The organism is Kribbella sp. NPDC050820, assembly GCF_040653975.1.
GTDB lineage: Bacteria > Actinomycetota > Actinomycetes > Propionibacteriales > Kribbellaceae > Kribbella.
The window spans coordinates 20313-33793 of sequence record NZ_JBFAHB010000040.1 but is presented as its reverse complement, the minus strand read 5'-3'; the positions used below and the strand labels follow the sequence as shown (position 1 = coordinate 33793).

6 protein-coding genes are annotated in these 13481 nt (G+C 67.1%); 3 read left to right on the top strand and 3 right to left on the bottom strand.

Features of this window, described 5'->3' with window-relative positions; genetic code table 11:
• Positions 1–6: 6 nt before the first annotated feature.
• Entirely contained in the window at positions 7–1362 is a 1356-nt protein-coding gene (locus AB0H36_RS28905; protein ID WP_360530187.1) for a PLP-dependent aminotransferase family protein, read from the bottom strand.
• A gap of 125 nt (positions 1363–1487) precedes the next feature.
• On the opposite strand from AB0H36_RS28905, the gene AB0H36_RS28900 reads away from it, so the two are divergent.
• Complete coding sequence (locus tag AB0H36_RS28900) at positions 1488–1991, top strand: hypothetical protein (RefSeq protein WP_360530184.1); 504 nt, start codon at positions 1488–1490, stop codon at positions 1989–1991.
• 115 nt (positions 1992–2106) lie between these two features.
• A complete protein-coding gene (locus tag AB0H36_RS28895) occupies positions 2107–3762 on the top strand; it encodes a bifunctional 3'-5' exonuclease/DNA polymerase (protein WP_360530180.1) in 1656 nt (551 codons plus the stop codon).
• Between the two features lie 20 nt (positions 3763–3782).
• Here the strand turns inward: AB0H36_RS28895 and AB0H36_RS28890 are convergent, their stop codons facing one another.
• Both AB0H36_RS28890 and AB0H36_RS28885 read right to left on the bottom strand, forming a co-directional pair.
• Positions 3783–4037: a hypothetical protein gene (locus AB0H36_RS28890; protein WP_360530177.1), complete on the bottom strand. Its 255-nt coding sequence runs from the start codon at positions 4035–4037 to the stop codon at positions 3783–3785.
• Positions 4038–4067: 30 nt separating this feature from the next.
• Positions 4068–12896, bottom strand: coding sequence for a LamG-like jellyroll fold domain-containing protein (locus tag AB0H36_RS28885; RefSeq protein WP_360530174.1), 8829 nt, complete (start codon positions 12894–12896; stop codon positions 4068–4070).
• Between AB0H36_RS28885 and AB0H36_RS28880 the strand changes: the two genes are divergently transcribed.
• Positions 12865–13410 (top strand): hypothetical protein, encoded by a 546-nt coding sequence (locus AB0H36_RS28880; protein ID WP_360530172.1) that lies wholly within the window; start codon positions 12865–12867, stop codon positions 13408–13410. The two genes, AB0H36_RS28885 and AB0H36_RS28880, sit on opposite strands and share 32 nt — an antisense overlap.
• Positions 13411–13481 lie beyond the last annotated feature (71 nt).

Below are 13481 nucleotides of genomic sequence, written 5' to 3'. Positions count from 1 at the left end.
CTCGGATCAAGTGGACTGAGCCAGCGCCTGACCGAGCCGGGCCACCACGAGCCGCAGCGTGGCGGGCGGCGCGGTGAACGGGATCCGGATGTGCCGCCGGTCAGTCCCGTCCGGCGTGAACAGGTCGCCTGCGCCCAGCAGCAAGCCCTGTTCGCGGGCCTTGTCGAGCACTCGCCGCGCTCTGGTCTCGGTCAGCTCCAGCCACAGCGTCATGCCACCGGTCGGCGTGGGCCACGCCACACCGTCGAGTGTCCTCAAACCACTCTCCAGGGCTTGGAGATTCGCCCTAAGGCGGGTGCGGCGCCGGCTGATCACACGGTCGAGGCGGCCGACGATCGCCTGGGCCAGCAGGTCGTCCAGAGCGCTGGGCGACGCCACGCTGAGCTGTGCGGCGGTGTTAATGCGCCTGCGGAGCTGCTTGCCGGTGCGGACCCAGCCGACGCGCAGTCCGCCCCACACGGTCTTCGACAGCGACCCCACACTCACAGTGCGCGAGTAGCGGCTCAGCGGCTCGGCCTGCTCGCCACTGGCCAACCACAGTGGCCTCATCGTCTCGTCGCTGATCAGGGCGGCGCCATAACGCCGGGCGATCTCGACGACCGCCGTACGACGGTCTGGCGGCAGGCTGAGCCCGGTCGGGTTGTGGTTGTCGGCCTGCAGGTAGATGACCTTGGGGCGGTGCCGTCTGCAGAGGTGGGTGAGCTGGTCGGTGTCCCACACGCCTGCAGGCCAGCCGGCGACGTCCAAGCGGTGTTTGCGAAGCAGATCGAAGGCGGCCGGGTACGTCGGTGTCTCGGTGATCGCTACGCCTGGTCCGAGGTCCAGGCCGGCCAGAGCGGCGTTGAGTCCGGCTGCGGCTCCGACGGTCAACGTGAGCTGATCAGGCTCGGTCGGTACGCCCTCATGGGTGAGTCGAGCGGCAAGCGCAGTACGCAGCTCAAGCGAGCCCCCCGGAGGCGGGCCATCGCCACCCATGGCGTGGGGCAGGCCGTCCTCGACGATCTGGGCGGCCACTTCCGCCACGTCGTGTGGTGCGGCAGTCGTGGCGAAGCGCAGGTCCAGCACGGGCTGGTCCCCCGCAGTCACGGTCGACGCCGGCGCGATCGGGTCCAGCAGGCGGTCCAGCGGCCGCACTACCGTCCCGGAACCACGCTTTGTCTCCAGTACGCCGTCCTGGCGCAGCTGATCCAACGCGCGTACGACGGTCACGCGGCTGAGCCCCAGCCGGTCCGCCAGAACACGCTCCGACGGCAGCCGTGAGCCGATCGACAGGTCGCCCCGCTCGATCCGTCGCAGTACCAGGGCCTCGACCTGCTCGGTCTTGGTCCCGTCCACCGGGTCGAGATCGCTCTCCCGCCACATAAGTCCAGTGTCACACAACTGGCCTGATGAGCCGACTCTCACCTGTTCTTCACCCGGCTCTCATCCGGGCTGAAGACAGTGGTCTGGAGCCGGCCGGACGGGCCGGCCAGACACCGGAGGACACCATGAAACGCTCCATCATCGTGGCCGGCGCGGGCACGCTCGCACTGGCCGGCGGCCTGCTCGCCGCCCCCGCCGCCCACGCCGAGGAACGTGTCTGCCGCGGCACGCTGGGCGCGATCACCGTGGACAACCTGCGGGTGCCGGCGGGCGCCAGTTGCACGCTGCTCCGGACCACGGTCAAGGGCACCGTCAAGGTCGAGCGGAACGCCCGGCTGGCCACGTCGCTGGCCCGCATCGTCGGCAACGTCCAGGCCGAGGGGCACGCTCACGTGGGCCTGAGCTCCAGCACCATCGGCGGCAGCGTGCAGCTCAAGCAGGGCGGGACGGCGTCACTGCGGTCCAACTCCGTGAAGGGCGACGTCCAGTCGTTCACCAACCGCGGCGCGCAGTACATCAACACCAACCGCATCAACGGCAACCTGCAGTGCAAGTCCAACGTCCCTGCCCCAACCGGCTCCGGCAACATCGTCGGCGGCAACAAGGAAGACCAGTGCCGCCGGCTCTGACCCCCGCGTAGTCCACCTTGAGAAGCCACCGACCGCTTCCGGGACCACATTGTGGTTGGTGGCTTCTCAAGGTGCGGTGGGCAGAACTGTCGGCGGTGAGTGTGATGATTTGCGGGTGGACGAGCGGTGGGCGATTGCGCCGGAGGAGGGTGGCGGGGCAGTCCTCGTCGCCCTGCGCCCCGACGGCCACCCCGTCGACCCCGTCCACCACGAGCCCGACCTCGTGGCGGCCGTCGCCTCCCGTCCGCAAGTGACGCGATGGGTGTGGCGGGCCACCTCAGACATCTATCCACGCCTGCTCTCGGCCGGCGTACGAGTGGAACGCTGCTACGACATCGAGAACAGCGAAGGCCTCCTCCTCGGCCACGAGGGCCGCCTGGGCGAACCGCGATCAGCGGCCGCGGCGTGGGCGCGGTTGTCCGGTCGGCCCGTCCCACCCGATCCGCCGCTGCGCCCCGTCGTACCGGGTGAGCAGTCGTCGCTGTTCGAGATCGCTGCGGAGCCGGTCCCCTTCGAGGCGCTGCTGCAGGTGTACGCCGACCAGCTGCGGCGACATGGGGACTCCGAGCACCCGGACCGCATGCGGTTGCTCACGGCATCGGAATCGTCCGGCATGCTGGTCGCGGCCGAGATGGACCGCGCCGGGTTGCCGTGGAGCGCCGACGCGCATCGCGCCTTGCTGACCGAGCTGCTCGGCGAACGGTTCGGCGGGACCGGGGAGCCGCGGCGGTTGACCGAGCTCGCGGACGAGGTGTCGGCTGCCTTTGGCCGGCGAGTGCGGCCCGACTTGCCGGCCGACGTACTGAAGGCTTTCAAGTCAGCCGGGTATCAGTTGAAGTCGACGCGGCGGTGGGAGCTGGAGACGATCGACCATCCGGCGGTCGCGCCGCTGATCGAGTACAAGAAGCTCTACCGGATCTATACCGCGAACGGCTGGACCTGGCTGCAGGACTGGGTGCACGACGGGCGGTTCCGGCCCGGGTTCCTTCCGGGTGGGACGGTGTCCGGTCGCTGGGTCACGAACGGCGGCGGCGGTCTGCAGATCCCGAAGGTCATCCGCCGCGCGGTGGTCGCCGACCCCGGCTGGCGCCTAGTCGTCGCCGACGCCTCCCAACTCGAGCCGCGCATCCTCGCCGCGATCTCCCGCGACCCGGCCCTGATGGAGGTCGCGAGCTCTCCGGGCGACCTCTACAAATCCGTGTCGGACGCCGCGTTCTCCGGTGACCGCGCGAAGGCGAAACTCGCCGTACTCGGCGCCATCTACGGCCAGACGTCCGGCGACGGGCTGAAGAACCTCGCCATGCTCCGCAAGCGATTCCCGCAGGCCGTCGCGTACGTCGACGACGCCGCCCGCGCCGGCGAAGAAGGCCGCCTGGTCCGCACCTGGCTCGGCCGCACCTGCCCACCCGCCGGCACACCCCTGGACGCAGCCCTCCTCGAAGGCCCCGGCGTCGACGACCAACCCACTGACGCCCGCCACGCGAGAGCCCGCGGCCGCTTCACCCGAAACTTCGTAGTCCAAGGCTCCGCCGCCGACTGGGCCCTCCTGCTCCTGGCCGCCCTCCGCCAGTCCCTCGCCACCATGAAAGCCGAACTCGTCTTCTTCCAACACGACGAGGTAATAGTCCACACCCCCACCGAAGAGGCCCCCGCCGTAGCCGAAGCCATCCAATCCGCCAGCAACCTCGCCGGCACCCTAACCTTCGGCCCCACCCCCACCCACTTCGCCTTCACCACCGCCACCGTCAAAACCTACGCCGATGCGAAGTGAGACCACCAGAATGCGGCGCACTACGACCAGCCGTCTCGGCGCTCGATAATTAAGTCCACTGACGATTCGAGCTCTTGATCCGCAACGAGGTGCATATGGCGCCCACTCGGCACACCATCCTGAGCCAACGTCAGCAGATGGCGAGCGAGCGAGACCAGCCCGGCCCGATTGGCCACCAGCCGAACCTCGGCGTCGACCACCTCGACCCCGATCTCGAAGCCATCCTCCCATTCGAAGCGCAGCCCTCGCTGCGGATCAAACTCCGGGACATTCATAACTATCTTCATCCGACCGTCACCATGCATTCACTTGAGATAGACGTGGCGATTCTCTACGACTTTCATCCTGCCTGGCTTGGCTGGATTCGGCCCTAATCTTTCGAGGTTTATGTGCGGACCACCGCCATGCCTGCCAAGGATGTCGCTATCGCCGAGACGGGCAACGCGTGTGCCATCCTTTGACACGAAACGGCCGCTGCCCTTAATAGGCTCAGTGTAGCCAGGGCCCAGCCACCGCTCTGCAGCCCCGAGTGCGTCATCTGTTGAGATCGTCGCACCATCGACTGGGTCACCGTTCGAGTCGTAGTTCGCCCTCGATCTCGCATCCTTCTCACCGTCCTCCGGCGGTTGCGCAGCCGCGCCCGCCCCCGTGCCGCTACCGCTGGAGGAGGATGTGTTGTCGCCTGTTTGGTCCTTCGACAGCGCCCAGGCGAGGCCCAGGAACCCGCCGAGGATTGCAGCGACCGGCGGTGAGATCGAGATTCCTCCGGCACCGGCGGCTGCCCCGGCGCCGCCGGCGCCGCCGCGGCCGAATCCGCCACCCGGGCCTCCACCGCATCGGCAGGGGGGAATGAGGTCTGGCAGTTGAAAGGAGCTGAGCCAGCTGTAACTGCTGGTGGTGCCGATGCTGGCTACGACGGAGCCGGTTTGGTTGAGGGCGTTTTGGTGTTGTTGGTCGGACCAGTTGCTGGTTTCGTCGGTTAGGTCGTCTTGGGCGCCTACGACGGTGGCTGGCTGGATGGGTTCGACGGGGCACAGGGATGGGTTGCCGTTGGTGCAGACCGGGTCGCCTGGTGGGGGCTGGGGGACGGTCTTGGCGTCGCGCTCGATCTCCTCGCGTTCCTCGATGGTCTTTTTCTTGAGTTGGCATTCCGGATCGCAGACCACCGGAGGCTTCGGCTTGCCGCACTTGGTGGTCTTGCAGCCACCACCGCCATCGCCGCCATCGCCGCTGCCGCCATCACCGCCGCAGCCGCCTTTCTTCTTGCACCCGCCACCACCGTCACCGGTGCCGGTGCCGGTGCCGGTGCCGCAGTTCTTCTTGCACCCGTCGTCAGGTTGGCAGGTTCCAAGAGCCTTGCAGTCGCCACCCGAGACCTCGCCGGTGACTTCACAGACCCATACCAGTCCGTCCATCTCCTTCCAGTAGCAGCGCTTCTTGAGCGTGCCGCCGGTCTCCGGGTCGACGGATCGGTGGCCGTCGGGGTCGAAGCGGGTGATGGGGTTGCCGGCGCCGTAGGCGTAGAGGTTGAGGACGGAGGAGGCTGTGCCGGGGGTGTGGCTGATGCTGTCTCGGGAGTTGAAGGTGCCGGAGGTGGGGTTGTACCAGCGGGCGCCTTGGTTGACGTCGCCGGAGCGGGGGTCGGTCCAGTCGCCTTGGTAGCCGACTCGGTACTTGAGGCCGGTGGCGTTGGTGGAGTTGCCGAAGGGGTCGTAGGTGCGGGTGTCGGGCAGGCCTGCCGCGAGGGCGGTGTCGGCGGGGTCGAAGCCGGCGATGACGTCGCCGTGGCGGTCGGACAGGACCAGGCGCTTGGTCGTCTCGTAGCCGACCGACAGGAGCCCGTCGGTCGCCGAGCGGCCCAAGAACTGGGTGCCGTCGGAGACGACCTCGTCGCTGAAGCCGTCGTACCGCATCCGCGCCGTGCCTGCCTGGACGGGACGGTCGAGGGCATCGTAGGTGAAGTCGCGGTCGGCGGTGCGGATCATCCGGTCGAACGCGTCGAAGGTGAACGCCTCCGTCGTCGTCCCGGTGACCTTGGACAGCAACGCGCCGCGCGGCGAGTAGGTGTAGGTCGAGGTGCCGTCGTTCAGGAGCCGGTTGCGTTCGTCGTACGACGCAAGCTTCGTGCCGGCCTTGATCCGGTTGGAGGCGGCGTCCCACCCGTATTCGGTGGTGGTTGATCCCTTCGTCCAGGACGTGAGGCGGCCGAGTTGGTCGTAGGCGTAGGTGTTGTTGCCGGCGCCGGCTACGCCGGTGGTGTTCTTCGAGGTGATGTTGTTGTCGGCGTCGTACCCGTAGGTGATCGACGACACCGACGTCGATCCCGCCTTCAGCACGTCGGAGTTCAACCGCCCGTAGGCGTCATAGCCGAGCGTCCGCACCCGACCAGAGCCGTAGTCGATCGTTGTCAGTTGTCCATCAGGGTTGTATCCCAGGGTTTGCAGTGCCCGAGTTACAGGATCGGTGACGGTGGCCGCGCGGCCCTGGATGTAGGTGAAGTCGGCGGTCCCGGCGGCGTCGATCCGCTGGGTCAGCAGTCCGTCGGCGTCGTAGCCGTGCGTCGACGTACCGGAGGGGCCGTCAGCGCGCAGCAGCATGCCGCGGTCGTTGTAGGTGTAGGTGTTGACGCCGTCCAGAGAACTGGTTGTCGCCACGCGTCCGACGAGGTCATAGGTCAGGTCACGGGTCGCAGTCGAGCCTTCCGCGCCGGTGCCCTCTTCCTTCGCGAGGCGCCCGGCCGCATCGAAGGTGCGGGTCCGCTGGACCCCACCAGGTGACAGCAGCGACACCGGGTTTCCGGCTGCGTCGTAGGACGCGGTCCAGGTCCGGTCGGCCACAGCTGGGTGGGCGGTGGTCGAGGGTTCGATCACCTTCTCCGGCAGCCCGAGCGTGTTGACCGTGTAGACGGTCGAGTTGCCGCGGCCGTCGGTGTAGCGGGTCCGGTTCCCGGCCGCGTCGTACCCGTACCCGATGGTGATGGACTCGGTTGCGTTCACCGGGTCGACCTGCGACTTCATCCGGCCGAGCGCGTCATAGGTGTACGTCGTCGCCCGGTTGCCCGATGCGGGTGTGGACGACGTGAGGTTTCCGTCGGCGTCGTAGCCGAGCACGGTCGTGCCGAGCGCCACGCCGGACGAGTTCAGCAGCTTGGACGCGACCAACTGCCCTGCTCGGTCATAGGTCGCGACGCTGGTACGGCCCATGTTGTCGGTGGTCTGCACCTGCCGGCCGGCGTAGTCGTAGGCGAACTTGGTCAGCACGCCGTTCGGGTCGCTGACTGAGAGCGGCTGACCCAGGATGTCGTGAATGGTGATCGAGCCAGCCCCAGAAGGCGACTGCACCTTCACGAGGTTGTCCATGTCGTCGTACGTCATTCGGGTCACGAAGTTCCCCGCAGTCGGCTTCCGCTCCACCTCGGTGGAGGTGACCATCCGGTCGAGGTCGTCGTAGGTGAACTTCTTCACCGCACCCAGCGGGTCCGTCGTCGACGCGATCTGACCGTTCGGGGTGTAGGTGAGCTTGGTGACCGCACGCTCGTCGTTGGTCTTGCCAGGTACGTCGACCTGGACCTGCCGGTTCAAGTGGTCGTAGGTGAAGCGGCTCGTGTTCCCACGCTCGTCGATCTGCGCGAGCAGGTTGCCGACCGCGTCGTACTCGAAGGTCGACTTCGGCGTGATCGCCGCGCCTCCCGGCGGTGTGTACGACGGCGCCGTCACCTCGACCGCCCGGCCGAGCTTGTCGAACGTCGACTTGACGATGTTGCCCAGGGCATCCTTCGATGACGTCGCCTGACCGAACGCGCCATATCCCGTCAGCACGGTCGGCTGCACATCGGCCGGAGCGTCGCCGCTGGACTCGGCCTGCACCTTGGGAGCGACCGTCTTCACCTTCCGCCCGAGCTCGTCGTTGGTGAAGGTCGTCGTGAAGTCGGCCTTGACCGCGCCGGCCACGTTCCCGCGCGGCGTGGTCATCGACGTCTCCAGGCCGCGTTGGTCGAAGGTCCAGGAGGTTGTCAGCAACGCACCACCTGTGTTCTCGACGGTCTGCGAGATCCGCCGACCGGCCACGTCGTACAGATAGCTGGTGACATCGGTTACCGTGCTCGGAACCGCCTGCCCGGCGCTCGAGCCCGCCCCCGAGCTCTCCTCGCGCGTGATGTTCCCGGCCAAGTCGTGGGTGTACGTCATCCGGCGCTTCATACCGTCCGGATCCGCGGTCTCGGTCGCAACCCGACCCACCTTGTCGAAGGTGTAGTCCGTGACGGAGATGCCGTTGTCGGTGACAGACCTGATCCGGCTCCCGGCCCCGTCGTAGGTGTTCTCCTCCAGCACGTAGTCGCGCGTGGAGCCGTCCGGGTCGTGGAAGTCCTGGAGGATCTGCTTCTTCAGGCTGTCGTCGAGGTTGTACTCGTAGGTGACGACGCGACCCATCGCGTCCACCTCGGCAGCCTTGCGCCCGGCCTCGTCGTAGGTGGTCTTGGACCGTATGGCGTAGTCGACCCCTTCTCGTGGCTCGCCGGACGGCGGGTTGTCCGGGTCCACAGGGAGGTTCATGTCCCAGACCTCGGTCAACATGTTGAGATCCGAGTACCTGTACTCGAACCGGTTCCCGTTCGCGTCCTCGGACCAGGTCCGGTTGCCGGCCGCGTCGTACCCCTGCTGGGTCAGCTTGCCGTCGGCATCGACCGTGCGGACCGGCCGGTCGCGGTCGTCGTACTCCGTCGTCGCGACCCGTGGCTCGTCCGTCGTCTTCAGGTCCCGCGCGGTCGTCTTGATCACGTTGCCGTCGGCGTCGTACTCGAGCTCGGCCTTCTGCTGGTGCTGCTCGCCGGTGACTGCGTCGGTTGTCACCGGGCCGGTGACGGCGGTGATCCGCGACATCTTGTCGTAGTCGTAGGTCGTGGTGACGCCGCCTGGGTACGTGTCGGAGATCTGCGTCTCGGTCTTCTTCCGCCCGATCTCGTCGTACGTGTACTTGGTCACCAGGCCCGACGGCGCCGTCAGTTGCACCAGTTGGCCGTGCTCGTCGTACAGGTACCGCGTCTGCGCCGTGGTCGTCGCGTTCAGCTTGACCGTCGAGGTCTTCAGCAGCCCTGGCGGCATCGGCTTGCCGTCCGGACCGGTCTGGACGCCGTCGGTGTACGAATAGGTCTTGAGCCCGCCATCGGGGGTGAACTCGCTGGCGACGTCACCATTGACGGTCAGGTTCTGGTTGCGTTTGTAGGTGTCGTCGGTCGCGCTCGACGACCGGCCGTCGCGGAACGCCAGCAGCTTGTCCCAACGGGGATCCAGCGCCGGCCACGCCTCGTTGGCGTGATACGCCGTGTACTCGGTCTTGCAGTCCGTCGGCGGCGCCGTACCGGCACCGGCGACACGACAGGTCTTCGTCGACGAGACGTTGCCGCGGGCGTCGTAGGTCATGGTGACCTTGCCGCCCATCTCGCCGGTGACGTCGGTCAGCTTGCCGGTCTTGTCATAGGTGTAGCTGCGAATGCTGTAGCCGCTCTCCGGCCACTGCGGCGAGGTGTCGGCCGTCCACGGCTTGTGGGTGTCGGTACCCTCCGGCCGTCCGGTCCGCAGCAGCCAACCGGCAACCGCGTCGTACTCGTACATGTACGAGATGCTGTCGGGACCAGTGACCTTGACGAGGCGGCGCTGGTCCGTGCCGGCGTTGCCGATCACCTGGGGGTCGCCGATCGTCCAGTCACCGCCGTTGTCATCCACGTACCGCCGGACCCGGTCCTTGGCCGGGTCGTACTCGACCTCGGCAGTGGCGCGGCCGCCGGCCGACGTGATCGAAGTCAGCTGATCGGCCGGGTTGCGGCCCTGCTGCCAGTGGGTGGCTACGTCTTTGGTGGTGAGCGGATGCGAGTACAGCGCGACCTCATCGATCTGCCCGTTGAAGTACTTCGCCGTCTCAGTGCCGTACGACGGCCACGCACTGGGCGCGGCCGCGACCGCAGCACCGATCTGGTTCACCGGGAACTGGGCGTGGTCGACCACGCTCTGCGTGATCGTGCCGATCGCGACACCGTCCAGGTACAGCGACTGCCGCGTCCCCATCGAAGTGAGTACGACGTGATGCCACTGGTTGTCGTTGACAGTCGCCGCCGACGTCATTGGTTCGACCGACCCATGCCAGAACTGACCACGCAGCTTGCCATCGCTGCCGACGTACAGCACCGGCATCCCACCGGTCGTCGTGGAGCCGAAGGCGGCCTTCTGGTAGCCGAGCAGCGGCTGGCCCGTGGTGCCGCTGGTCTTGAACCAGAGCTCGACTGCTTCGTCGCGGCTGCGGGTCGCGAGACCGTTCGGCAGCCCGACGCGCGACGTGCCGGTGAACTTGACCGACTTGTCCGCGTCACCCGCTCCGGCCAGTGGGCTGTCCTGGTCGAACGTGACCCCGGTGTAGGTTCCGAACCCGTCGTTCAGCGTGATGTCGATTTCGTTGGTCGCCGAGTTGTCGCTGCCGTCGTCGGACAAGCGGAAGTAGCCGTCCGGTCGGCTGTCCAGCACGGCACTGCGGTAGTGCGAGCCCTGCGCCACGGCGTACGTCGTGCACTTCTGCTCGGCGTTGCACGACTTGGTCAACACGTCACCGGTGTATTCGTACGTCCAGGTCAGCGGGCTGCCGTTCACCGGCTGGGTGCTGACCGACGCGACATGCTTGTTGTCGGCCGTCCAGGTAAACGTCAGTTTGCGACCCGCGCCATCCTGGCTCGCCGCCGACTCGAGCGTGCCGTCCGCCCGGTAGGTCAGCGCGAGCGGCTTGCCCAGTGTGCTGTGGATCTTGCTCAGCTTGCCGGCCCCTAGGGCGAACTCGTACTTCGTCCCCGGCACGATCTGCAACGTCCACGGCCCGGTCCCCGAAGCCGCAGTCAGCACCGCCTTGGAACCGCGCGGCGAGGCGAACGTGCCGTCGGCGTTCTTCCCGAACCGCACCTGCCGGCCGTCCGGATAGGTGACCAGCGCGCTGCCGTCGTTCTCGATAACCAGCCGCATGTCGTAGCGGCTCGACCACCCCGCACCGAACAATCCGTCGCGCCGCGGGTCGAGGCTGTTGTACGTGCGCGACACGTTCAGCTCCGGGCCGGCGACAGGCACGACGATGTCCAGCGCGGACGTGGTGAAGTTGCCGACCGCTGGGTCGTACGGCTTGTCCTGCGACTTCCCGTCGTTGTTCGCGATGTGCGAGGTGATCGCCGGCTGCGGAACATCGGTGAACATCGTGATCGGCGCCCCGATCGTGTGCTCACCGTCGTTGTCCTGGACGTAGATCTCCCACTGGTACTCACGGTTCCAGGCCAGCTTCCCGGCCGGCACCACCCACGTCTTCGACGACGTGTAGGTGCCACTGAAGAAGCAGCCCACATGAGGATCGCTCCCGACCACCTCGCACACCCGGAACGCGTACTTGAGCGAGCTCTCCGGTGCATCGGGGTCGATCCCGCTCGCCCACACCTGCGGGGTCAGCGTGTACGTCTGGGCACCGTTCAGCGGCCACACCTTCGACGGGTCCACCACCGGAGCCACGTTCTGCACCGTGATCAACCGCGCCGCCGGTTCGACGCCCCAGTCGGTGTACCAGCGATGGATCGTCGTGTCGCGATGCACCATCGAGAATTCGATCTGGTAATCGATCCCCGCAGCAGTCCCGGGAAGTGCCCCGACCGCGACATCCAGGTTGATCTCGCCGCCGTGCGGCACAGACGTCGTGACCGGTGTCGTCATCGCCGGGGTGTTCACCAACTGACCGTTCTTGAACACCCGGTAGCTCATGTAGTCGTCACCCGGCTGCCAGGTGAACCCACCGAGATTCGTGATCGTCATCGGGAACTTGCCGGCCTTGTCCTGAGTGACGTAGTCCGCCGGGTTCTGCTTCCTGAACGCGTACGACGCGTGGTACGGCGAGTGCGTCACCGCCAGCCTCGGCGGGTTCGCCGTGTTGATCCCAGCGAACTTCTTCCACGACAACCGGTCCGTCCGCTGGTTCGCGGACATCGCGAACCCGAAGTTCGACCGCTTACCGTCCACCAGGCTCTGCAGCCACGACACACCCGCCCCGTTGAAAGGAATCGCGTCGTACCTCGGCGCACACGCCGTAGTACCCGTCGAGCCCGACACGTAGCCACGCGAGAAGCTCTTCGCCGCGACAACCGACGGCGTCACCTGCGGACCCGGGTACTTCACGTCCGCCAACGGCTTGTTCTGCCAGCCCTCCATCACGCCGTACACATCCACACCGCGCGACGAACAGGTGTCTGCCTGGTAGTTGTACACCTCCAACTGCGCCGCAGTGATCGTGTCGTACCGGAACGCGTCGACCAGATTCGGGAAGTACATCAGAGACGTGAACGCGTTCCAGCCCGACGTCGACGAACAGTTCAGATTCGACCCCGACGGACGGCAGCCGATCTGCAGATCAGACGCGCCGCTTACCGCACCGTTCACACCCGCACTGACGGCATAGTTCGGCGTCAACCGATCCGTCGGAATCACTGTCGGGTCGATCCGCACCGGGAACACTCGCGCCGGGTCGTCGAGCCAGGCACTGTCCGCAGTCACCTTCAACGCCTGACGGCCATCCACCGTCACCAGCTCGTACGTCACCGCATCCGAGGTCACCCGACCGGTCTCGGTGTTGGAGTCCTCCATCGTGCCGGCCGGAATCCGGGCCCGCTCGACGCCCTTCTGGTCGCTCAGGACCACCTCACGGCCGACCAGCGACGCCGTCAGGTTCGACAGACTCAGCGGGAAGACGTACGACCGCCCCGCCGCGGCGGAGTTGAGGACGACGGTCTCCTTGATTCCGCCGGGCAGTGCCTCCAGCTCCAGGTCGGCATTCGCCGCGAACCCGGGAAACAACACCTTGTTGCCCGACATCTGGCCGGCCACGCCCGTCGCGCCGGAAACACTCCACCCGATGTCGTGGCCGTCACCCAACTCGATCCGCGCCACCGGATCCGCATCCGCCTGTGGCGCGATCCAGGAGTAGATCTCCGTCGAGATCGTCTCCCAACCACCACCGTCACGCGGCTGCAGATCCGCATTGATCTCCGCCCACGACCCGTCCGGCTTCTGGAAGTTCAACGGCGCCGGCGACATGAACGTCGTCTCGGTGTTGTCAGCGTTCACGAACGTCTGCGAGAACCTATCGCGCTTCGCCGGCTCCTCCCGGCTCGACTGCTCGTCCAAGCCCGTCACCGGACGCGTCGACGGCAAAGCCTCCACCGATCGCGGCGTCGGCTGCTCCGACGCGGCATCCACCGGCTTCGCCGCCTCGATCGGGAACATCTGTCGCAACGACGGAGGCCGCACAGCAGTCGACCGCGGCGGGACCACCGCCGGCACCTTCCCGGAACCCAACCGCTGCGCCGGAGCCGACTTCTCACCCTTCCCCGACATCACCGCCTGCGGCACCGGCGGCTCGGACGCCGCCGCCGACTGCACCGGCGCCGCAGGCCCGAACCCAGCCAACGGAACAGCCAGCGCAACACCGATCGCCACCAACTTCGCCACCAGAGACCGGCGACGACGAGCACGAGAAGACAGCCTGGACATGGGCATGCGAAAGATCCCCCTGGGCGTGGATGACCTGAAACAGAACCCTGGGGTCCCCCGACCCCACCAGCGCGGACCCGCACCCTAACACCCGCCGACTACACACCGCCACCAACTTGCAACAACCTGCAAATCCCCGGAAACCTGTAACGCTCGCAA